This is a genomic window from Cellulophaga baltica, from assembly GCF_900102165.1.
In the GTDB taxonomy this organism is placed as follows: Bacteria; Bacteroidota; Bacteroidia; order Flavobacteriales; family Flavobacteriaceae; genus Cellulophaga; species Cellulophaga baltica.
This window is the reverse complement of sequence record NZ_FNBD01000006.1, coordinates 45,886-68,296: the sequence shown is the minus strand read 5'-3', so window position 1 is coordinate 68,296 and position 22,411 is coordinate 45,886. Positions and strand designations below refer to the sequence as shown.

Sequence of the window (22,411 nt, the reverse complement as noted above, 5' to 3'; positions counted from 1 at the left end):
AATAATTAGACATACTTTTATTCTCTGTTATTAATCCTCTAAGGGCTTGAATAGTAGCACAGATTCCGCAGAAGATTTAATCGCTTCTTTATTCATCATCATCTTACGAAACTCTCCGTTTACATACATTTTAGCTTGATCCTGGTAATGATTGCTTAGCATATTACCCGATTGTCCTGTTGGTAAAATACTTATGCTGTTTTCTACATCTGAAAAATCTATAATCCTACGTGTAGATGGTCCAGATGATACTTTATATAAGCCATCTTCTGTATAGGCAAAAGATAAATTGTTAATTACCTCTCTAGTACCGTTTATTTCATAAGGCCCCACATTGAAATATTTACGCAAAGCTTCTACTTGCCCAATTGGATGTGGATGTTCTATGGTGTGCACTTTATTCCAAGTCCATTCTTGTATATCTACTCCCAATGATTGCTCTAAAGCAGCATAAGCTTGTTGAAAAGATCTATTTACAATAACAGATTTTGTTTCCATCTCTGCTGTAGTGATATCATCCCACCAAACAGATTCTTTTATTTCTGCCATCGGGGCAATGGTTCTTTTAAAAAAATGTGTTCCCAAAAATGAAGTAAATTGCGCTTCACTCAACTCATCACCAAAGGTGTTTTTTATGAAGAAATAAACCCAACGGTGGTATATAGTACTCTCAACACTCTCCAAAGTAGCATCGCCTTTCCAATGCTTTAATTTCTCTATTACTTCTAGCTGCTTTTTAGATAACTCTTTAGAATTTAATTCTTCTATAAGATTATTCACAATCGCAGGATCTACACTTGACGTAACATCTGTAATCATTTTTGCTACATCGTCTTTACTCCAATCATTTTTAGCATCAATAAGCTGTGTTATCCTTTTTGCCCTATTTTCTGGTAAATAATATCCAGGATAAATTTTTCCTAGAATAGAATCTGGCTGGTTATTTGCGGAGTACACGTAATTCCAAGGTGGATTAATAGCCTGCGGATTCTCCTTAAACTCTAAATACCTCAGAGGTTCTTGCAATCCTGTGCTTCCGTCTAAAATAAATTTTGTGTTTACACTATCTGGCATTAGATACAATTTGGCTGTAGCAAACCAAGCTACATTTCCTTTAGCATCACCATACATAATATTTAATCCAGGCGCATTAATATCGGCTAATGACTTTTTAAAATCACGTAATCCATTGGCATGCACAATGCCATTATACGCTTTTAATGTTTTATTGTCCGTCTTCGTATAGGTCCAAGACATGGCAACGGGTTTATCTCCTACAATTTGATCTGCTATACCGTTTAATATTGGACCGTGAATTGATTTTTCATAGGTGAATTGAATAGCATCTGCATCTTTAACTTTTATTGTCTTGGTGATACTTTCAAAACTCTTCCACTCCTCCTTGTATTTATATTTACGCTTATCTGAAGGATGTACTTCTTCATAATAAAAATCAATATCGTCATTCTCAAACATGGTTAATCCGTAAGCTAGGTTTCTATCATGCCCCAACAAGGGAAAGGGTACACCTGCTAAGTGGTAGCCATATTTCTCATAGGTTGGTGTGCTCACATGAGCTTCAAACCAAACTGAAGGTTGTGAAAAACCAATATGAGGATCGTTAGCAAAAATAACGTGTCCGTTTTTTGTTTTCTCCGGAGAAAGCACCCAACTATTACTCCCTTCAAACATGGGCACAGGTAATTTCTCTAAGGCTTGTAATGCAATTTCAGAGACCGTATTTTTTAAAGCTTGCTTGCCCTTTGGATAATTAGAAATCAGTGTTAATGACGGGTCTACCTCAATTTCCAAATCTTTTAAATATTGAGGTCCTAGCTTTTCTTTTATAGAAGTAAGTAACGGATCTGTTTTATGCGCCATGGCAAAACTAAAGGCCATATATCCAATGGTATTATAGACATCTTTTAATACAAATGGGGTTTTATCAATCCCCGTTAAATAAAACTCTACCGGCGTGGGTCCGTCTTTGATAAATGCATTAACACCTTCCAAATAGGCATTGGTTAGACGAATGCTTTCGTCATTCATATCTAAATGAGCCACCGTCTTTTCAGAAGCTTCATCAATCCCTAAAGAAATAAGAAACTTATCGGTAGTAATCATGTCTTTGCCAAATACTTCAGACAGTCTTCCGGGACCTATTCTACGTAAAAGTTCCATTTGCCACAAACGATCTTGCGCATGAACGTAACCTAAAGTTCTAAAAGCATCTTCTTCTGATGCCCCATAAATATGAGGAATACCATACGAATCATAATAAACGCTCACTTCTTTTTTTATAGTGTCTAATTCTTTCTCTCCACTGTAGCTTGGCTTTAGGGATAATATAAAAATTACAATTCCAATCACAAAAATTAATAGAATGGTACTAATGAATAGAAGTATTTTTTTGAGCTTTTTCAAAATTTACGGGGGTATTAAACCGTTAAAAATAATATAAGATGAGCGCCTACTAAAGTATACTAGACCAATTGATTAAAAACGGTGTTGTATAGCACAGTATACGGCAAAGAAAAATGCATTTAAAACTGTAGCCCCAAATTTCAAAGTTCCTTAATACTTAATGTACTTACATACAATGAAAAAAGCCCCTTTATTTCAAATTATAACTAGCTAATTTTTGAATTACACTATTCAATTTAAAAAATGATAAAGTTTATAAATTTTAACAATAGTCTACAATATTTGGTATTATTGTAATCATAACACTAAATCAAACTACATATGAAAATTAAAACAAACAAAATTATTTTGAGTTTAACCGCTGGGTTACTCTTAGCTTCTTGTCAAAAAGAGGAGACCAACGTTTCTATAGAGGAATCTTTCAATGTGGCAAAAAGCTCTGCAACTAGTAAAAGTAATTCGTCATTAGAACAATTATCTCCTACAGTACGTTTAGAGGGTATTGAGCTTTTTAACGACAATCCGTTTACAATTTCACAAGTTGTAACTCCTAGCGCATGTGCGCCTACATTATTTAATACAGTCATAGATGAATCTGTTTCTAGTAATATCGATGCTTTAGGAGCCGAATGGTATGAACTTTATGCTGAAATGAACTTTTACTATTCACTGACAGATACTAGCGAACAATATTTTGGAGCTAATGGAGAGTACACCAATTTGGTTTCAAAAATCACTAGAGGATTAGAAGGTTTTTGGAATATGCCTAATGAGGTTAGCGTTCGTGGCCAACACAATAGTACCTTAAATGATTCAAGTAAGGTCATTGACATTTTAACTTTCTGGTATGGTTTACCTGAAGAAGAGGCTGCTATTTATGCCGACTATTTTATAAACGTTGTAAATTCAGAAAGTACTTTCCTAATTGAATCCCCTCTTGTATCTTTTGATGGTTTTGCTATTGCACTAGAAGGTCAATTAGATCAAGGAGATTTAATTGTTATTGGCGATGGCTTGATAGCCTTAGCTGCTGAGGCAGGTGTAGATTCTAAAGTTGTTTGGTCTGGTATTATGGCGCATGAATGGGGACATCAAATACAATTTAATAATCGTGATTGGTATCCAAATGGTGCTGCAGATAATGCTCCAGAAGCAACTAGAACTACAGAATTAGAAGCTGATTTCTTTACAGGATATTATTTAACACATAAAAGAGGTGGCACCTATAATTGGAAAAAAACCGAAGAATTCTTAAGCTTATTTTTCAATATTGGCGACTGTAGTTTTACCAGTGATGGTCATCATGGAACACCTGCCCAACGTATGGAAGCGGCAAAGCAAGGATATATCTTGGCGCAAAATGCTAAAAAGAAAGGTCATATTTTAGACGCAGAAGCTGTGCATGTATCATTTTTAGAAATTCTTGAAACGGTTGTTGGTCCACAGGAAAATACAAATTTCTTAGCGGTAGCGCAATAGAAGTATCATTACATACTAATTTATAAAATGGGTTAATTATATTTTAATTAACCCATTTTATTTTTTCAACTACATCCCCAAACTCGGTACGTGTTTTATCGTATGGTATTGTAGCGCTGCTTTGATGCAAGATATTAATTCTTTTACCGGTATCTCTTCCTCTACTTTAAAAACCAGTGCTCTATTTCCCTCATATGTAAATTGATCTGGAAATACTTCTTTGAATGTAGTTACTAATAAACTCGTGCATTTAAAATATATAGCATAGTGTTCTGGAGTTTTCTTCTTCCAGTCTATACGAATGGTACTCCCCTTCTTAGCGATATAACTTGGTTCTCCCCATTTTAGGGTTTCTTCCAATTCCTGCACATCATCCAGCTCATTTGCGGCTTCTAATATGAGATTCCTTAGTGCACGCATCTTAGGTCTAATAAGGTCTGGATACCCCTCAAAAACTAATGCCACTTTTGGATTTTCAAGTAAGAGTAGCTGTTCCATTTTTTTAAGAATGAGTCAAGTTTATTTTAAATTATCTAAACCTTCCTGAAGCCAAACTTTATAGGTTTCGGTATCGGTATACTGTATAGAAGTATTTAAAACCTCTAATTCTGGAGACAATAACACATAATAAGGCTGTGATGCTGCATTAAAATTAAGCGTTTGGAAAGTCCCCCATTTTTGCCCTACCGTTTCAATATGTTTTACACGTCCGGTTTCGTACTTAAAATCAAATTGTTCCAACTCTGGTAATGCTTTTCGGTCATCAATATATAATGATATCAAGATATAATTATCATTTATAAGTTTGAACACTTCTGGATCACTCCATACATTTTCTTCCATTTTACGGCAGTTTACACAAGCCCAACCTGTAAAATCTAACAAAATTGGTTTATGTACCTCTTTCGCATAAGCTACACCATCTTCAAAATCTTTAAAGCAATTTAGCCCTAAAGGACAATCACTTTCTTGTTCAAAAACGCTGTAAAATTCTGGTGGTGGAAATCCGCTTAATAATTTTAAATTGGTGGTTTTTGTTAGTCCTAATCCTAGATAAAGTACAAAACCAGCACTTACAAAAGCAAGTGTTTTTCGAATGCCTGATAGTTTTTGTTTAGGACCATCATGAGGAAATCGTAAAATACCAAATAGATAGAGTGTTAACAAAATAAATAGTACAATCCATATTCCGATAAAAAGTTCGCGCTTCAAAAATCCCCAATTACCCACCAAATCTGCATTTGATAAGAATTTTAATGCTAAAGCTAACTCTAGAAAACCGAGAACTACTTTCACGGTAGTCATCCATCCACCAGATTTAGGTAGCGAATTTAACCATGCTGGGAATAAGGCAAACAACGCAAAAGGCAAGGCTAATGCGGTTCCAAAGCCTAACATACCGGTAGATAAGTTTGTGGCAACATCACCATCTGCCAAAGCTGTACTTCCTAAAAGTCCACCTAATATAGGACCCGTACAAGAAAAAGAAACAATAGCTAAGGTTACCGCCATAAAAAAGATACCCAATACACCACCTGCTTTAGAAGAAGCATTATCCATTTTATTAGCCCAAGAACTCGGTAAGGTTAATTCATAATATCCAAAGAATGAAAAGGCAAAAAACACAAAGATTGCGAAGAATACGATATTTAACCAAACATTGGTAGCTATGGTATTTAATATTTGTGAGTCTACCGAATCAAATAAATGAAAAGGTAAGCTTAGTAAAAAATAGATTAATACTATAAAGAAACCATAGAGTATTGCATTGGTAATGCCTTTGCTTTTAGTTCCTGATTGTTTCGTAAAAAATGATACCGTTAGCGGTATCATTGGAAATACGCAAGGCGTAAGCAAAGCAATTAATCCTCCTAAAAAACCAAGACCGAAAATCATAAATAAACCAGAAGAACCACTGACACTATCTACAGTGCCTTCGGTTAATTTCTCTTTATTCTTAAGATCTAAAATTAATTCTTCACTAAGTATTACACTGCGTTCATCAACTGTTTTTTCTTCTAAATTTACCGGGCCACCATCTAATGCAAAAATAAATTCTTGCTCTCCGGGAATACACACATCCTTACATACTTGATAATACAAGAGCACATTAACTTGGGTAGTCGCCGGATTTATAAGCTTTATTTTTTGCGTAAAAAAAAGCTTCTCCTTGAAATACGTTTCATCAACTTCAAAAATATCACTATACTCGGTGGTCGTTTCACTTTCTGTTGTTGCACCTATAAGTTCATAATCTTCATTTGCTTTCTCAAAAACAAATTCACTGGGTTGTGAACCTCCTTCTGCGGTGTGTTGAGAATAGACATGCCAATCTTTAAAAATATCAGCTTTTATTATTAATTCAAATTCTGTATCAGAGATTTTGTTTAATTCTTGTTCCCATAAAACAGGCTCTTCGTCTGTCTGAGAAAATCCTAAAAAAACATTGAAAAATGTCAGAAAAACTACTATATTTTTAATCATTATGCTAGGCTAAATTTTAATATTGTATGTGTCTTTTTTGATACTTTAAATCGATTATCTGCTCTCTTACCAATCACCCAAACGATAGCATCTTCACTACAAAGTAACCATTGTTGTTCTTTTTGAAATTGACTGTATTTCTCGTCTTTAAAGTATTTGCTTAACTTTTTTACTCCTTTCATTCCGAAAGGATAAAAATAGTCGCCCGTTTTATATTTTCTTACAGTTAAAGGAAACTTTAAATGGTCTTTATCTACATATAACGTATCTGTACCTGTAGTTGTTATTGCCGATACTTCTTCAATTGTAATGGACAAAGGTTCCCTAACCGAATTACAGGGATCTTCGATTTCAAAAATATCCTTGGAACTAGGTTGTACCGCTTTTAAATACAGATCATCTCGATCTTTGAGCAGGCGGTGGCTAACCGAGTGCAATTCTTTACCACTCATAGCCGATAGTAAGTCTAAAATTGCCGACGCATCTGTAAAACCAAAAGGTTTAAATAAGTGATACACCAAAGATTTTAAGGCTTTTTGCTTTTTAAGAGCGGCAATAGACACCATAAAACCAGCACCATCTTCTTTAAAAAGAGCCGTCCGTAGTTCCTGAATATGATGGTCTAACAAATTTGCCGTTTCGGCTAAATACTGTTGACTCTGTAAAAAATTATTTAAAAAAGAAGGATGTAGTTCTTTTAAATGTGGAACAATTTTATGTCTTATTTTATTCCGTACATATTTAGTCTCTTGATTACTTTTATCTTCCCTCCAGGAGATATCAAAGCGATGTGCATAGTCCAAGATTTGTTCCCTAGAAAATCGTAAAAGCGGTCTGGCAATAGTCGCTGTTCTTTCCGGAATCCCCGTCAAACCATCAATACCCGTTCCTCTAGAAAGGTTGATTAAAAATGTCTCTACGTTATCATCAGCATGATGTGCTGTAACCAAAGTTGCTATTTGATGTTTCGCTTGTAGTTCAGCGAACCAGTCATACCGTAATTCTCTTGCTGCAATTTGCAAAGAAACCTTATGCGCTTTCATATATTCTTTCGTATCAAAGCTCGTATGGTACACAGGTATTTTTAACTCTGAGGCTAATGATACTACGAAAGCTTCGTCTGCATCACTCTCTGCTCCTCTTAACTTAAAATTACAATGGGCTAAAGAAAATTCTAATCCTATAGTTTTGCATAAGTGAACCAGTACTGCACTATCAATACCGCCACTACAAGCTACTAAAAAATGCTTGTTTTTTAGTTCTGGAAAATTATCTTGAATATGTGATTTAAATGGTTCTTGCACAGTTACAAAAGTACATAAGAAAAATGAAGTCTATAGGTTCTCTAGCATCAATTATCTTCAAGAACTTGACGCATTGCTTTTGCTTTAAGTAAACACTCTTGGTATTCATTTTCTGGCGTTGCCTTGGCAGTAATGGCGCTTCCTACAGAAAAAGAAATATACTTTTTACTTTTATTATAAAGAATACTTCGGATGATCACATTAAAATCAAAATCGCCTTCCGGAGAAAAATAGCCAACAGCACCACTGTACAATCCCCGCTTAAAGCTTTCCAAGGTTTCTATAATTTTCATGGCAGATACTTTAGGAGCCCCCGTCATACTTCCCATAGGAAAACTGTCTTTAATAATAGTTACCGGACTCTTATCTGCAGCTACATGGGCAATTACCGTAGATATCATTTGATGCACTTGATCAAAAGTGTACACTTTGCAGAGCTCCTCTACAGCTACTGTACCTTTAATGGCACTCTTAGACAAATCATTACGTACTAAATCTACGATCATAATGTTTTCCGCTCTTTCTTTCTCATCCTGCGCTAGGCGCTCTTTAAGTTTGTCATCTTCCTCTTTATTGGAGGCTCTTTTGGCTGTACCTTTTATAGGCTGAGAAATTAGTTTTGAACCCATTTTTTTTAAATAGCGCTCAGGAGAAGCACACAAAAGAAACTTATCGTCTAATTTTAAAAATGTAGCAAAAGGTGCTTTAGAGATCTCATTTAATTTCTGATAGACTTTCAGGGGGTCCATCGTATAGTTTTCCGCATAGAATTCTTGACAGAAATTTGCTTCATAAATAGCTCCGTGTTTTATATGATCAAGCATTTTAGTCACTTTACTAAAATACTCATTTTTAAAAATTCGCATTTTAATATGAATATCTTTGGCTGAACTCTGTGTTTTGTCTCCTGTATTAGGTGGACTCTTGATGATTGTTTGATAATCTTCTTCAATCTCATCATCAACCATATTCAAATAGTCAAACTCAAGGCAATGACCCTTAATTTTTATTATTTTCTTGGGTTGAAAAAAATACAACTCTGGAAACTCAACACCATCAAAGTTAGCAGATTCCAGCTTTTCTACATCATTCTTTAGATCGTATGTCAAATATCCAAAAATCCAATCTTTGGTTTGCTCTTGATAGGTTTTTAAATCGTCAAAGGCATTTTTATGATCCGTTTTTATGGAGGTTAATGCATCAACAGCGATAAGCGCATCAAAAGAATCATACTTTTGTTTGTGCGCATTACTATCTAGCCAGACCACTTCATAATATTGTTGTGCCCATTGTAAAATCGAATCCTTAAGAAAAGGTAAATCCTCAAAGGTATAAGTAACTTTTTTTCGCAATACTTAAGATAGTTTAGCTAAGAATTGGTTTAGGGCCTCTTGGTGCTGTTTCGCAAGATCAGCATCTACAATACCTTTTGCTTCGTCAAAATTTTCTTGAAATGAAGGAAGCGAAAAAGTTGCTACAACCGTTGCTCCAAAGCGAGGCAATAGGTTCGCTGTAATTTCTAAGGCACTCATTCCACCTCTTTTTCCTGGAGAAGTACTCATTAAGAATATGTTAGTTTCAGCTAAAAAAGTTTTATCAACTCTAGATAACCAATCTAAAAGATTTTTAAAATAAGCAGAAGGGTTACTGTTGTGTTCGTTTACCGAAATAATTAAACCAGCAGCAGATTTAATTTCGCTATTAAATTCTACAAGAGAATTAACAAATCCATTATTTTTCTCTTCATCAACACTATATAACGGAAATGGATAATTGGCTAAATTAACAACCTGCACCTCTTTTTCTCCTACTAGTCCAGCAGTATATTGTACTAATTTATAATTTATAGATGAAGAGGAGTTACTTCCTGCAAAAGCTAAAATTGTCGACATGCATTTTATTTTAGGGTTATTACAACGAAAATAAAGTAAATAGTGCCAACATGTCTAAAAATTATCTAATTTTGCGGCACTAAACATCTAAAATTACTGTTTAACAAGTATATACAGTAAATTATTTATGAAATGATAAATAAACCAGATAGACTTTACTTTATTGATGCCATGCGTGCATGGGCGATATTAATGATGCTACAAGGGCATTTTGTAGATGGTTTACTAGATCATGCCTTTAGAGACACTTCTCATTTAGGCTATAATATTTGGCTTTATTTTAGAGGTATCACGGCCCCTGTGTTCTTTACGGTATCCGGTTTTATATTTACTTTTCTTTTAACTAAAGGCGATAAAACAGGTTTTAGTAACCCTAGAGTTGCCAAAGGAATAAAGCGTGGCCTACAATTAGTGCTCATAGGATATCTTTTGCGCTTAAACTTTTGGGGATTATTAGTGGGGCAAATTTACAATACCTTTTATTTAGTTGATGTACTACACTGTATAGGATTATCTTTATTAGGAATTATAGCACTTTATGTTTTAACAGAAAAAAGAAAAGCGCTATTTCCTATTGCCTTACTAGCAATTACCATACTGCTCTTTATTTTTGAGCCTAACTACAGTAAATGGGCGCATGCTTACTTACCACAAACTTTTGCGAATTACTTTACCAAAGCTAACGGATCTGTATTCACGATCTTCCCTTGGTTTGGATATGCAACCTGTGGTGCATTTTTGTCTTTAGTATTTGCAAAATTTAAAAATGCAAAATATGTATATCCTATAGCCATCACTACTGCCCTAACCTTAGGTGCTGGTTTGTTATTTGGCTCTTCCGCAGTATTTTTATACTTGGCTGAAACTACAAAAGTTCAATTATTTGCAGATATCTTTTTCAACAACTACTTATTCATTCGTCTAGGTGACGTATTGTTAGTCTTTGCTGTTTTTATGTTGTTTAGAAAGTTTATGACCAATAGTACTTTACTAAAAATGGGACAGAGTACGCTATCTATCTATGTAGTACATTATATTATTCTTTATGGAAGTTTTATTGGTGTTGGTTTGTACTACTTTTTAAATCATTCTTTAGCTCCATCTATTATTATTCCTGGCGCTATTGCATTTATGATTACCTGTACCTTCTTGGCGTTACAGTATGAAAAACATAAAGTTGTTATCAAAGCAACTATAGTTAGTGCCCTAAAACAAGGCACCACTTTATTGGAACCTTGGGCTACTTTTGCTTTTAAATTAACAAAGGATCTTTTCATCAAAATAAGAAACGCTACTCTTAAGTTATTTAGACTGGTTAAAGATTGATCTCCACTATATTTTTACTTTACAATTTCTATTATCTTCACTTAAAAAATTAGAATATAATGAGTGAAGAAAAATATGCTCCGATTGCCGTAGACTTAGAAAAAGATAAAAATTACGGATGGTGCACTTGTAGTCATAGTAGCAATCAACCATTTTGCGATGGTTCTCACAAAGCACATAATGCCACTCCTTCGATGCGTTTCTCTGTGGAAGAAGATAAAAAAGCATATTTATGTACCTGTAAGAAAACTAGCAATCCACCGTATTGCGATGGTACTCATAAAAATTTATAGCACAAAAAAGCCATCTAATTATAGATGGCTTTTTTTATAATATTCAAATAAAGTGTAGCTTACCTTAGGAAAACTTATTAATCTTTATTATTTCTTCCGGTGAAAACGCTAAATTATCTAAGGCTGCCACGTTTTCTTTTAATTGTTGTGAAGAACTAGCCCCAATAAGAACCGATGATACCGTTGGTCTTTTCAATAACCAAGCAATCGCCATTTGTGATAATTTTTGGCCACGTTCATCCGCTATTTTCGCCAATCCTTTTATTTTTTCAAGATTCTCTTGCACTTGTGTCGTTTCTAAATACGTAAAATTTTTCGCCGCTCTAGAATCTTCTGGAATTCCATGTACATATTTATTGGTAAGCATTCCTTGCGCCAGTGGAGAAAAAGCAATGCAACCAACTCCTGCTTCATCTAAAGTATCTAACAAACCATTCTCTACCCATTTATCAAAAATAGAATACCGTGCTTGGTGTAGTATAAAAGGAACGTTCATTTCTTTTAATAATCTGGCGGCTTCTTTAGTTTCTTCTGGTTGGTAGTTAGAAATCCCTACATATAGAGCTTTCCCTTGGCGTACAATATCTGCTAGCGCACCCATTGTTTCTTCTAGTGGCGTATCTGGATCAGGTCTATGGTGATAAAAAATATCTACATAATCTAATCCCATTCTTTTTAGACTTTGATCTAAGCTAGCAATCAAATATTTACGAGACCCCATATTACCATAAGGACCAGGCAACATATCATACCCCGCTTTGGAGGCTATAAACAACTCATCGCGATACGATTGAAAATCTTTTTTAAAGATGGTTCCAAAGTTTTCTTCTGCAGACCCGTAAGGAGGTCCATAGTTATTAGCCAAATCAAAATGAGTAATTCCCAAATCGAAAGCGGTTCTTAAAACTTCGCGTCCATTTTGAATATTATCTATAAAACCAAAATTATGCCATAAACCTAAGGATATTGCTGGAAGCAAAACTCCACTTTTTCCTGCACGATTATACGTCATGGAAGTATACCTATTAGAATGCGCTTGGTAGTTTGCTATTCCTGTTTTGTCATTTATCTGCATCGATGAGATTTTAAATATTCCTTACCTTTATTTTTCAATTATATGAACTCCCTACGTGTTTAGAAAAATTAAGCACTTTATTAAAAATAAAAAAGCCTATCTAAATTTAAACACTGATAAAACGAGTATATAAATTTCGATAGGCCTATATGAATTATATTTTAGATTACACGTGTAACGCTCTATCTTCTGTGGCTGCAAGAGCTGCTTCTTTCACAGCTTCCGCATAGGTTGGATGCGCATGACTCATTCTGGCGATATCTTCAGCAGAAGCTCTAAACTCCATTGCTGTTACGCCTTCTGCTATCAAATCTGCTACACGAGCCCCAATCATATGAACTCCTAAAACTTCATCTGTTTTTTTATCCGCAAGAATCTTCACAAATCCGTCGGTATCACCACTTGCTCTAGAACGTCCTAAAGCACGCATAGGAAAAGAACCAGATTTGTATTCAATACCCGCCTCTTTTAATTGCTCTTCTGTCTGTCCTACTGCTGCAACCTCTGGCCATGTGTAAACAACACCTGGAATTAAGTTATAATCAATATGAGGTTTTTGTCCTGCTAAAATTTCAGCAACCAAAGTACCTTCTTCTTCCGCTTTGTGTGCAAGCATAGCTCCTTTAATAACATCACCAATAGCATAAATATTAGAAACATTTGTCTGTAAATGCTCATTTACCGCTACTCGTCCTCTTTCTTCTAGTTTTACACCTGCAGCTTCAAGGTTTAACCCATCGGTATAGGCATGACGGCCTACCGCTACTAAACAATAATCTCCAGTGAAGGTAATTTCTTCTCCTTTTTTATTATCCGCTTTCACGATAACTTCATCACCCTTACGTTCTACAGATTTTACTTTGTGAGAAAGTTGGAATTTAATTTTTTGCTTTTTAAGTACTTTCATTAATTCTTTAGATAACGCACCATCCATTCCTGGAATAATACGATCCATAAATTCAACAACCGTAACTTCTGCTCCTAGTCTTTTATAAACTTGCCCTAATTCTAAACCAATAACACCACCGCCGATAACAATCATGTGCTTAGGTACTTCTTTTAGTTTCAGCGCTTCTGTAGAGGTAATTACACGCTCTTTATCTAATTTAATAAAAGGTAAGGTTGATGGTTTAGAACCTGTTGCAATAATGGTATTTTTTGCTTCTATAGTTTCTGTTGTTCCATCTGCTTTAGCTACCGTAATGTGCGTAGCATCTTTAAAACTCCCTGTACCCGTAAATACATCAATTTTATTTTTATCCATCAAAAACTCAATCCCCTTTGTTGTCATATCAACAACACTTTGTTTACGAGATATCATTTTTTCAAGATTCAGTTTTATGTCTCCAGAAATTTCAATTCCATGATCTTCAAAATGTTTTATAGCATCTTCATAATGATGAGAAGAATCTAATAATGCCTTAGAAGGAATACACCCTACATTTAAGCAAGTTCCTCCCAAAGTGCTATATTTTTCAATAATTGCAGTTTTCATTCCTAATTGCGCACAGCGAATAGCTGCAACATATCCACCTGGACCTGAACCAATAATGGCTACATCGTATAAACTCATAATTTTGAATTAATTTTTATAAACATAACAAAATTAGTACTATTTTCTGGTTTAAATGCCTTCAAAGGCCTAAACTTCTGTTATAATAAAGTGCTAAATTGTAATTGCTGTGGTATGCTTAACTTCTGTAATCACAAATGAACTTTGCGTACTTCCTATGTGACTAATGGCTGTAAGTTTTGAAACCATAAAATTTCTATACTCCTCCATATCCGTAACATGAACCTTTAAAATATAATCATAGTCACCACTAATATGATAGCATTCTACTACCTCTTTTAATTTTACAACCTCCTTTTCAAATAACGTAACATAATCTTTAGTATGCTGTGCTAATTTTACATGACACAACACCGTAAACTCCTTGTTTACTTTTTTCTTGTTGACTAAAGCTACATATTTATCAATCGCTCCGTTTTTTTCTAAGCGCTTAATTCTTTCATAAACCGCTGTCACAGATAAGTTTAAGCTGTTAGCATACTCTTTAGTGGTTCTTTTACTATTGGCCTGTAGTAAGCTCAACAGTTTTGCATCAATTTCATCTAGTTTCATTCTGATATATTTTCACTATTTATAGCTCCAACGGTAGTATACCAAACTATAAAACTACAATATACACTATTGTTAGTTTTATAATCTATAAATACCATCATTCATTGATATATTTTAACAATGTACGTAATTTTCAAGAAGATTAAGGTGTTGATATATCCGCCGATTCAGTTTTTATTTGTTTGTTGATATCTGGATTGGCGGATTACCCTTTTTAAGTAACTTAAAACATAACGAGACATGGATCACAAAGCAGCAGATAGCTTACAGGATTTACAATTTTTTGGAGAATTTGGAGGAGTAAACCCTTCCATATCAGACTCCTCTACCTATACATTTATGGCTGCCAAAACCATGTTTGATACGTTTGAAGGAAATACCGAAGGTTGTTACCTATATAGTAGACACTCCACACCTTCTAACCTATATTTAGGAGAAGCATTAGCCACCTTAGAAGGTACCGAAACTGCGAATGTATACGCCAGCGGTATGGGGGCCATTACCTCCGTAATTTTACAAATGTGTGATGCTGGTGATCATATTGTAAGTAGTAGAACTATCTATGGAGGTACGTATGCTTTTATGAAAAACTTCCTTAAAAAATTCGCGATCAATACCTCTTTTGTAGACACTACAAACCTAGCCGCTGTAGCACAAGCAATCACCCCGAATACAAAAATGATTTACTGCGAGGCAGTGAGTAATCCGCTTTTAGAAGTAGCTGACATCGCCGCATTATCAAAATTGGCAAAAAAACATAATTTACCCCTTGTGGTAGATAATACATTTTCTCCTTTAGCTATTAGCCCTGGAAAATTAGGTGCCGATGTAATCATACATAGCTTAACCAAATTTATAAATGGCACAAGTGATTGCGTTGCAGGCGTCGTATGTGGTACCGTAGATTTTTGTGCTAGCTTAAAAGATGTGAACAGTGGCGCCGCTATGTTACTAGGAAGCACGTTAGACAGCTTACGTTCTTCTTCAATTTTAAAAAACATGCGCACCTTACCTATTAGAATGAAAAAGCATGCTGAGAATGCACAGTATTTAGCGGAGAAATTTGAAGCAGACGGATGGGCTGTTTCTTACCCAGGTTTAGCTTCTCATCCTGGTCATGAAACCATGACGAGACAAATGAATAAAGATTTTGGCTATGGTGGTTTACTTACCTTAAATGTAGGGAGTTTAGACAACGCCAATAATTTGATGGAATTAATGCAAAAAAAGAATTTGGGGTATTTAGCCGTTAGTCTAGGCTTTTACAAAACGCTCTTTAGTGCACCAGGAACGTCTACCTCTTCTGAAATCCCTATGGAGGAACAGAAAGAAATGGGACTTGGCGAAGGTTTAATTCGGTTTTCTATTGGATTGGATGATGATATAGCCCGCACCTATAAAATTATGAAAGCGTGCATGCAAGAGTTAAATATTCTAAGCACAGAAAATGTAAGCGCATAAAATACCGTATACCACACTTGCAGGAATAGCGCCAAAATCGTATTATTACGGAATAACAAATTACATTTTTAATGCAAAATCAAAGCTTAAATCCTTCGGGACCTGAAAATGAACACATTGTAGAAAATAAAGAGCTGAGCATTTGGGAAGCTTTAATTCCAGTATTCATTTTAGTAGGCATGTTGGCGTACAACGTATTTGTTTTTGGTGATGATGCATTAAGTGGTTCTAACCAATTTATATTATTATTAGGTGGCGCTGTCGCCGCTATTGTAGGTTTCTTTAATAAAGTAAGCTACGAGCAAATGATGGCGGAAGTTGCAGAAAATTTAAAATCGACCTCCGGAGCTTTACTTATTTTACTAATGGTAGGTGCCCTTTCGGGAACCTGGTTGGTAAGTGGTATAATTCCGTCTATGATTTATTATGGACTTCAAGTATTAAATCCAACAATATTTTTGGCGGCATGTGTCATTATTTGTTCCGTAATCTCGGTAGCTACAGGAAGCTCATGGACTACCTCTGCAACCGTAGGTATTGCCTTAATTGGTATTGGTAATACTTTAGGAATTCCTTTAGGGATGACGGCAGGCGCTATTTTATCTGGCGCCTACTTTGGAGATAAGATGTCGCCATTGAGTGATACCACAAACTTAGCACCAGCTATGGCAGGAGGAGAATTGTTTACGCATATTAAATATATGTTCTACACCACCATTCCAACCATATCGGTAACCTTAATTGTTTTTATAATTTTAGGTTTTAATATTGATACTACTGGTACTGCTGATACACAATCTATTCTAAATTCTATTGATGATACCTTTAATATTACGGGATGGTTATTTATTGTTCCATTGGTTGTAATTGCCTTAATATTAAAGAAAGCTCCTCCCCTTTTAGCCTTATTAGTAGGTACTTTATTGGGTGGTGTTTTTGCGATACTATTTCAACCAGAAATAGTAATGAACATCACGGGTGCAGCCTCACTCACCTTTGAGTCTGCCTACAAAGGAATTTTAAACGCAATTACCGTGAAGACGGCTATTGCTACCGAAAATGCTGCCTTGAGTGATTTATTTGCTTCCAAAGGAATGGCGGGCATGTTGGGCACTATCTGGTTAATTATTTGCGCCATGGTTTTTGGTGGTATTATGGATGGTATCGGTGCGCTTGCTAGAATAAGTAGATCTTTATTAAGTTTAGCCCAATCTACCTTTAGCTTATTTGCGAGTACTGTAGCTAGTTGTATTGCCTTAAATGTAACGGCATCTGATCAATATTTAGCCTTAGTAGTTCCGGGAAAAATGTTTGCTAAAGCTTATAAAGACAAAGGCTTGGCTCCCGAAAACTTAAGTAGAACTCTGGAAGATTCAGGAACGGTGACGTCTGTATTAATTCCTTGGAATACCTGTGGTGCTTACCACAGTAGCGTTCTTGGAGTTCCTGTGGTAGATTATCTGGTATTCGCCATATTCAATTGGCTAAGCCCTATAATGACCTTAATATTCGCAGGATTAAACATTAAAATCAAGCGTCTGGTTAAAGGAGAGAAAAAAGAAACTGCAACCGTTTAAAAAATAGTTTTTCACCTTAAAAAATTACAAGCTACGATAATCACTACGTAAGCATCATTCTATTGCCAAACTCATAAAATATCTTCCCTAAAATTATAGATTTAATACTATTTATCTGTTATGGATTCTATCATCAATAAATAGTATGGACCTATCAATTTTTTAAATATTTATTCGTCCTATTCTCCTTTTCTAATCTTAATTTTACGGTAGATAAAAACACTAAAAAATTAATAGAATATGTCAATAGTAGGTAAAAAGTTTCCAAGTTTAAACGTAAACGCAATGAATGATCTAGGAGATACTTTTAAGATTAACGTTTTAGAAGAAGCTCAAAGGAATAATAAAAAAGTTGTTCTTTTCTGGTATCCTAAAGATTTTACTTTTGTTTGCCCTACAGAATTGCATGCTTTTCAAGCTGCATTAGGCGAATTTGAAAAAAGAAACACGATAGTTATTGGTGCTTCCTGTGATACTCCTGAGGTTCATTTTGCATGGTTAAGTACAGCAAAAGATAATGGAGGGATAGAAGGGGTAACGTATCCTATCTTAGCAGACAGCAATAGAAATTTAGCGTCTACTTTAGGAATCTTAGATATTACGAACGAAGAGTACAATGACGAGACGGGAGTTGTTACTGTAGAAGGTGATAATGTAACATACAGAGCTACGTACTTAATAGATGAGGAAGGTACTGTATTTCATGAAGGCGTAAACCATATGCCAGTAGGTAGAAACGTGAATGAATTTTTACGTTTAATTGATGCCTATTCTCATGTACAGAAAAATGGCGAAGTTTGTCCTGCAAACTGGGAAGAAGGTAAAGATGCTATGCAAGCAAATGCTAAAGGAACTAAAGAATATTTAGCAAGTCACATTAACTAAATTTATAGTCCCCATTGCCTATGGTGATGGGGTTAATTTCTAAATTAATTACGTATGATTTTAGAATTAGAACAAGATAATTTACAGGAAATTATTAACCAAAATGAAAATGTAGTGGTTCAATATTCTGCTACTTGGTGTGGTAATTGTCGTATTATGAAGCCTAAATTTAAAAAAGAGGCTACAACATACGAGCATATTACTTTTGTCCTTGCTGATGCTGAGAAATTTCCGGAATCTAGAAAATTAGCCAATGTAGATAATCTTCCAACTTTTGCCGCCTTTACAGGCGGAAAATTGAAGAATCAAGTACAAACTAATAAGTATGATGTATTAAAAGAATTGATCAGTGAAGTTACCAGTAATTAAGCACCTCACAAACTTCATCCAAGAGAATGATGAAGACTACGTATTAGAAACGATAGAAACACTTGAAGCACTAACAGAAGTACCTTCTCTTAAAGATGAGGAACTAGATGTTATTGGAGAGTTAATCTCTAATATGTACGGAGCCATAGAAGTTCATAAAGCAGTTAAGAGTGGCGCTTCTCAAAAAGAAGCCCTAAATGGCTTTATGCAACGCGTAATGGGTTCTATAGATAAATAAGAGCCCCTTTTTAAAGTTTAAAGTCCATTTCTAATCCGAATGGACTTTTTTTATTTAAAATTTTCAAAAACTATTTTAACATTTAAAAGATATATTTTATAATTTCACGAAGAATTAAATTCAATTAAAATTATGGCTGTTGTAACATTAAAAGGAAATAAATTAAATACCATAGGAAGTTTGCCTGCAGTAGGTACTTCTGCTCCAAGCTTTACACTTACAAAAAACGATTTATCTTCTGCTGATTTATCGCAATACAAAGGAAAAAAAGTAGTTTTAAATATTTTCCCTAGTGTAGATACAGGAACTTGTGCACAATCTGTTCGTCAGTTTAACACAGAAGCATCCGAATTAAAAGATACGGTTGTTTTATGTATCTCTAAAGATTTACCCTTTGCACAAGCACGTTTTTGTGGTGCAGAAGGTTTAAGTAATGTAGAAATGTTATCTGATTTTAAAGATGGTAATTTTGGAACTAACTATGGTTTATCTTTTGCAGACGGACCATTAGCGCCATTACTTTCTAGATCTGTAGTGGTTTTAAATGAAGAAGGCAATGTAATTTATACGGAGCAAGTTGCAGAAACTGTAGACGAGCCTAATTACAAAGCAGCATTAGAAGCGTTAGTAAATGCCTAAAAAAGAATCTTTTTTAGTAAATAGAATGAAGAGTGTCGGCTTCGCCTTGCGTGGAGCCGTTCTTTTAATTCGGACGGAAGCAAGTATAAAAATTCAGGTTTTTATTGCTATTGTTATGACCATTGCTGGTTTCTATTTTGAGATCACCAAAACAGAGTGGATATTACAAATATTCGCTATTGCATTAGTTCTTGGCGTAGAAGGAATGAATACTGCTGTAGAAAAAATATCGGACTACATACAACCAGAATTTGACAAAAAAATTGGTTTTATAAAAGATATTGCTGCAGGCGCTGTAATGCTTGTATCTATTGCATCTACGATTATTGGAATGATTATATACCTCCCAAAGATTTTTTAGATCCGTTATAGCTTCCCCATACAAGGTAAATTTGTATTTTAGCCCTCTAGAATAAAAGATTTAATGGCAAAAAAGTCAAAAAGCTCAAAATCAACGACTCCTAAAAAAAAGGCGTCTTTAAAATTATCAAAACAAAATAAAATTATATTAGGAAGCTTAATCATGCTTTTTAGTGTAGCACTTTTTTTTGCTTTCATATCGTTCTTTTTTACCTGGCAGGACGACCAAAGTTTACTTTCCGAATTTTCTAATCGGAATCAAGAAGCAAAAAATCTACTCAATAAATTTGGTGCGGCTATTAGTCACCTTTTTGTCTATAAAGGTTTCGGTATTGCGGCTTTAATATTCACTTTCCTTTTCTTTATTAGTGGCTTAAGACTCTTTTTAAGTCTTACCAAAACAGGACTCCTAAGAAAATGGATCTGGGGATTGGTCTTTGTCATATGGATCTCCCTAAGCTTAGGCTTCTTTGCTGAGAAAAGACCGCTATTAGGTGGATTAGTAGGCTATGAGATGAATGATTTCATGCAAGATTATATCGGAAAACTAGGCGTAGTACTACTATTGATTTTTGGTCTTGTAGTGATCTTAGTGCGTTTATTTAAGTTAACTCCAGATCATATTTCTGAATACTACAAGAATAAGAAAAGCGCTATTTCTAAAGAGTTTAATGAAAAAGATGCGGCAGAAACCTATTCTGAAGAAGAAATAGAAGCACTTATTCAAAAAGAAGAAAAGCAAAAAGTGGTAGATACCTACACCCACAAAAAAGATATTCCAGTAATGGAAACCAAGACAGAAACTAAGACGGAAACCAAGACCATTATAGATAAGGATTTTGAGGTTACCATTCCTGTTGAAGAAGATGTTGTGGAAGAAGAACTTCCTATGGAGGTAGAAAAAATAGTAGAAGAAGGAGAAGAAACCGATAATCTAGCCAGTAAATTGGTGGAAGATTATGGCGAATTTGATCCTACGCTAGAATTAGGGAATTATAAGTTCCCTACGATAGATTTATTAGACCAACACGGAGTAACGGGTGGTATTACCATCAACCAAGAAGAATTAGAAGAGAATAAAAATAAGATTGTAGAAACCTTAAAAAACTACAAGATAGGTATCGCACAAATTAAGGCTACTATTGGACCAACGGTAACGCTTTACGAGATTGTTCCAGAAGCTGGTGTGCGTATTTCTAAGATTAAAAACTTAGAGGATGATATTGCTTTATCACTTGCAGCTTTAGGAATTCGTATTATCGCCCCTATTCCAGGGAAAGGAACTATAGGTATTGAGGTTCCTAACAAGAATGCCACTATTGTATCTATGCGCTCCGTAATTACGTCTAGTAAGTTCCAGAAGGCAGAAATGCAATTGCCTATTGCTTTTGGTAAAACCATTAGTAACGAGACATTCGTTGTCGATTTGGCTAAAATGCCTCACCTCTTAATGGCAGGAGCAACAGGACAAGGTAAGTCTGTTGGTTTAAATGCGGTATTAACCTCATTACTCTATAAGAAACACCCTGCGGAGGTAAAATTTGTATTGATTGATCCTAAAAAGGTAGAATTAACTCTGTTCAACAAAATAGAACGTCACTTTTTAGCAAAATTACCAGATTCTGAAGATGCTATTATAACCGACAATACTAAGGTAATACACACCTTAAACTCGCTTTGTATAGAGATGGACAATCGGTATGAATTGCTTAAAATGGCATTGGTACGTAATATAAAAGAGTATAATGTAAAGTTTAAAGCTAGAAAACTTAACCCTAATGATGGGCATATGTTTCTACCTTATATAGTATTAGTTATTGATGAGTTTGCAGATTTGATTATGACTGCGGGTAAAGAAGTAGAAACTCCAATTGCACGTTTGGCGCAACTTGCCCGTGCTATTGGTATTCACTTAATTATAGCCACTCAGCGTCCTTCTGTAAACGTTATTACCGGTATTATCAAAGCCAACTTCCCGGCACGTATCGCTTTTAGAGTAACCTCTAAGATAGATTCCCGTACTATTTTAGATGCACAAGGTGCAGACCAACTTATTGGTCGTGGTGACATGTTATACACCCAAGGAAATGATGTGACACGAATTCAGTGTGCTTTTGTTGATACACCTGAAGTTGCTAAGATTGTAGAATTCATAGGCTCTCAGCGCGCATATCCAGATGCCCATTTGCTTCCAGAATATGTTGGAGAAGATTCTGGCACAAGTCTTGATAATAACATCACAGATAGAGATGCTTTATTCCGTGAAGCTGCAGAAGTTATTGTAATTGCACAGCAAGGATCGGCATCTTTAATCCAAAGAAAACTAAAATTAGGTTATAATAGAGCCGGTAGAATTATTGATCAATTAGAGGCAGCAGGTATTGTGGGTCCGTTTGAAGGTAGTAAAGCCAGACAGGTATATGTCACAGACATGGCCGCTCTTGAAGTAATTTTTAACAACGAAAAAAAATAAAATTTGA

20 protein-coding genes are annotated in these 22,411 nt (G+C 35.0%); 11 read left to right on the top strand and 9 right to left on the bottom strand.

Translation table 11 applies throughout. From position 1 onward, the window contains the following. Positions 1-30: 30 nt before the first annotated feature. Positions 31-2,424, bottom strand: coding sequence for a penicillin acylase family protein (locus tag BLQ19_RS11480; protein WP_074538437.1), 2,394 nt, complete (start codon positions 2,422-2,424; stop codon positions 31-33). A gap of 321 nt (positions 2,425-2,745) precedes the next feature. Between BLQ19_RS11480 and BLQ19_RS11475 the strand changes: the two genes are divergently transcribed. Continuing rightward, entirely contained in the window at positions 2,746-3,903 is a 1,158-nt protein-coding gene (locus tag BLQ19_RS11475) for a neutral zinc metallopeptidase (protein ID WP_074538436.1), read from the top strand. A gap of 69 nt (positions 3,904-3,972) precedes the next feature. On the opposite strand, the gene BLQ19_RS11470 is transcribed toward BLQ19_RS11475, so the two are convergent. From BLQ19_RS11470 to BLQ19_RS11450, 5 genes are read right to left on the bottom strand one after another with little or no spacing between them, the layout of a single operon-like run. Further along, complete coding sequence (locus BLQ19_RS11470; RefSeq protein WP_074538435.1) at positions 3,973-4,401, bottom strand: DUF1801 domain-containing protein; 429 nt, start codon at positions 4,399-4,401, stop codon at positions 3,973-3,975. Between the two features lie 21 nt (positions 4,402-4,422). Beyond that, positions 4,423-6,387 (bottom strand): protein-disulfide reductase DsbD family protein, encoded by a 1,965-nt coding sequence (locus BLQ19_RS11465; RefSeq protein ID WP_074538434.1) that lies wholly within the window; start codon positions 6,385-6,387, stop codon positions 4,423-4,425. Next, the gene (gene tilS, locus BLQ19_RS11460; protein WP_074538433.1) at positions 6,387-7,691 is read right to left on the bottom strand and encodes a tRNA lysidine(34) synthetase TilS; all 1,305 of its coding nucleotides are present in this window, start codon (positions 7,689-7,691) and stop codon (positions 6,387-6,389) included. The genes BLQ19_RS11465 and tilS overlap by 1 nt, the downstream gene beginning before the upstream one ends. Before the next feature lie 47 nt (positions 7,692-7,738). Further along, positions 7,739-9,043, bottom strand: coding sequence for an anthranilate synthase component I family protein (locus tag BLQ19_RS11455; RefSeq protein ID WP_074538432.1), 1,305 nt, complete (start codon positions 9,041-9,043; stop codon positions 7,739-7,741). Positions 9,044-9,046: 3 nt separating this feature from the next. Beyond that, positions 9,047-9,583 carry an NADPH-dependent FMN reductase gene (locus tag BLQ19_RS11450; protein WP_074538431.1) on the bottom strand — a complete coding sequence of 179 codons (537 nt, stop codon included), beginning with the start codon at positions 9,581-9,583 and terminating at the stop codon, positions 9,047-9,049. 132 nt (positions 9,584-9,715) lie between these two features. Here BLQ19_RS11450 and BLQ19_RS11445 point away from each other — a divergent pair, with 132 nt between their 5' ends. Together BLQ19_RS11445 and BLQ19_RS11440 are read left to right on the top strand one after the other, a co-directional pair. After that, complete coding sequence (locus BLQ19_RS11445; protein ID WP_074538430.1) at positions 9,716-10,909, top strand: heparan-alpha-glucosaminide N-acetyltransferase domain-containing protein; 1,194 nt, start codon at positions 9,716-9,718, stop codon at positions 10,907-10,909. A gap of 59 nt (positions 10,910-10,968) precedes the next feature. After that, on the top strand, positions 10,969-11,202 hold the full coding sequence (locus BLQ19_RS11440; RefSeq protein ID WP_024480787.1) for a CDGSH iron-sulfur domain-containing protein: 234 nt from the start codon (positions 10,969-10,971) through the stop codon (positions 11,200-11,202). Positions 11,203-11,266: 64 nt separating this feature from the next. On the opposite strand, the gene mgrA is transcribed toward BLQ19_RS11440, so the two are convergent. The 3 genes from mgrA to BLQ19_RS11425 form a co-directional block, all read right to left on the bottom strand. Further along, positions 11,267-12,277 (bottom strand): L-glyceraldehyde 3-phosphate reductase, encoded by a 1,011-nt coding sequence (gene mgrA, locus BLQ19_RS11435; RefSeq protein WP_074538429.1) that lies wholly within the window; start codon positions 12,275-12,277, stop codon positions 11,267-11,269. Between the two features lie 166 nt (positions 12,278-12,443). Then, a complete protein-coding gene (gene lpdA, locus BLQ19_RS11430) occupies positions 12,444-13,850 on the bottom strand; it encodes a dihydrolipoyl dehydrogenase (RefSeq protein ID WP_025615138.1) in 1,407 nt (468 codons plus the stop codon). 93 nt (positions 13,851-13,943) lie between these two features. Further along, on the bottom strand, positions 13,944-14,402 hold the full coding sequence (locus tag BLQ19_RS11425; RefSeq protein ID WP_025615137.1) for an Lrp/AsnC family transcriptional regulator: 459 nt from the start codon (positions 14,400-14,402) through the stop codon (positions 13,944-13,946). 240 nt (positions 14,403-14,642) lie between these two features. Here BLQ19_RS11425 and BLQ19_RS11420 point away from each other — a divergent pair, with 240 nt between their 5' ends. From BLQ19_RS11420 to BLQ19_RS11385, 8 genes are all read left to right on the top strand, one after another. Beyond that, the gene (locus BLQ19_RS11420) at positions 14,643-15,863 is read left to right on the top strand and encodes a trans-sulfuration enzyme family protein (protein WP_074538428.1); all 1,221 of its coding nucleotides are present in this window, start codon (positions 14,643-14,645) and stop codon (positions 15,861-15,863) included. 71 nt (positions 15,864-15,934) lie between these two features. Then, the gene (nhaC, locus tag BLQ19_RS11415; protein ID WP_025615135.1) at positions 15,935-17,440 is read left to right on the top strand and encodes a Na+/H+ antiporter NhaC; all 1,506 of its coding nucleotides are present in this window, start codon (positions 15,935-15,937) and stop codon (positions 17,438-17,440) included. Between the two features lie 240 nt (positions 17,441-17,680). Further along, positions 17,681-18,325 (top strand): peroxiredoxin, encoded by a 645-nt coding sequence (locus tag BLQ19_RS11410; RefSeq protein WP_025615134.1) that lies wholly within the window; start codon positions 17,681-17,683, stop codon positions 18,323-18,325. Positions 18,326-18,379: 54 nt separating this feature from the next. Next, positions 18,380-18,694 (top strand): thioredoxin family protein, encoded by a 315-nt coding sequence (locus tag BLQ19_RS11405; RefSeq protein ID WP_074538427.1) that lies wholly within the window; start codon positions 18,380-18,382, stop codon positions 18,692-18,694. Next, the gene (locus BLQ19_RS11400) at positions 18,675-18,932 is read left to right on the top strand and encodes a DUF6952 family protein (protein WP_029446482.1); all 258 of its coding nucleotides are present in this window, start codon (positions 18,675-18,677) and stop codon (positions 18,930-18,932) included. Before BLQ19_RS11405 ends, BLQ19_RS11400 begins: the two co-directional genes overlap by 20 nt. 132 nt (positions 18,933-19,064) lie before the next feature. Then, entirely contained in the window at positions 19,065-19,571 is a 507-nt protein-coding gene (tpx, locus tag BLQ19_RS11395) for a thiol peroxidase (protein ID WP_024480778.1), read from the top strand. Beyond that, a complete protein-coding gene (locus BLQ19_RS11390) occupies positions 19,564-19,932 on the top strand; it encodes a diacylglycerol kinase (protein WP_074538426.1) in 369 nt (122 codons plus the stop codon). Before tpx ends, BLQ19_RS11390 begins: the two co-directional genes overlap by 8 nt. Positions 19,933-19,995: 63 nt before the next feature. Further along, complete coding sequence (locus tag BLQ19_RS11385) at positions 19,996-22,404, top strand: FtsK/SpoIIIE family DNA translocase (RefSeq protein ID WP_074538425.1); 2,409 nt, start codon at positions 19,996-19,998, stop codon at positions 22,402-22,404. Positions 22,405-22,411: the final 7 nt, after the last annotated feature.

Coding starts and splice junctions, on each gene's coding strand:
- BLQ19_RS11385 (WP_074538425.1), top strand. CDS start 19,996: ATGGCAAAAAAGTCAAAAAGCTCAAAATCAACGACTCCTAAAAAAAAG.
- BLQ19_RS11390 (WP_074538426.1), top strand. CDS start 19,564: ATGCCTAAAAAAGAATCTTTTTTAGTAAATAGAATGAAGAGTGTCGGC.
- mgrA (WP_074538429.1), bottom strand. CDS start 12,277: ATGCAGATAAATGACAAAACAGGAATAGCAAACTACCAAGCGCATTCT.
- BLQ19_RS11465 (WP_074538434.1), bottom strand. CDS start 6,387: ATGATTAAAAATATAGTAGTTTTTCTGACATTTTTCAATGTTTTTTTA.
- BLQ19_RS11425 (WP_025615137.1), bottom strand. CDS start 14,402: ATGAAACTAGATGAAATTGATGCAAAACTGTTGAGCTTACTACAGGCC.
- BLQ19_RS11445 (WP_074538430.1), top strand. CDS start 9,716: ATGATAAATAAACCAGATAGACTTTACTTTATTGATGCCATGCGTGCA.
- nhaC (WP_025615135.1), top strand. CDS start 15,935: ATGCAAAATCAAAGCTTAAATCCTTCGGGACCTGAAAATGAACACATT.
- lpdA (WP_025615138.1), bottom strand. CDS start 13,850: ATGAGTTTATACGATGTAGCCATTATTGGTTCAGGTCCAGGTGGATAT.
- BLQ19_RS11450 (WP_074538431.1), bottom strand. CDS start 9,583: ATGTCGACAATTTTAGCTTTTGCAGGAAGTAACTCCTCTTCATCTATA.
- BLQ19_RS11420 (WP_074538428.1), top strand. CDS start 14,643: ATGGATCACAAAGCAGCAGATAGCTTACAGGATTTACAATTTTTTGGA.
- BLQ19_RS11440 (WP_024480787.1), top strand. CDS start 10,969: ATGAGTGAAGAAAAATATGCTCCGATTGCCGTAGACTTAGAAAAAGAT.
- BLQ19_RS11475 (WP_074538436.1), top strand. CDS start 2,746: ATGAAAATTAAAACAAACAAAATTATTTTGAGTTTAACCGCTGGGTTA.
- BLQ19_RS11410 (WP_025615134.1), top strand. CDS start 17,681: ATGTCAATAGTAGGTAAAAAGTTTCCAAGTTTAAACGTAAACGCAATG.
- BLQ19_RS11470 (WP_074538435.1), bottom strand. CDS start 4,401: ATGGAACAGCTACTCTTACTTGAAAATCCAAAAGTGGCATTAGTTTTT.
- BLQ19_RS11405 (WP_074538427.1), top strand. CDS start 18,380: ATGATTTTAGAATTAGAACAAGATAATTTACAGGAAATTATTAACCAA.
- tpx (WP_024480778.1), top strand. CDS start 19,065: ATGGCTGTTGTAACATTAAAAGGAAATAAATTAAATACCATAGGAAGT.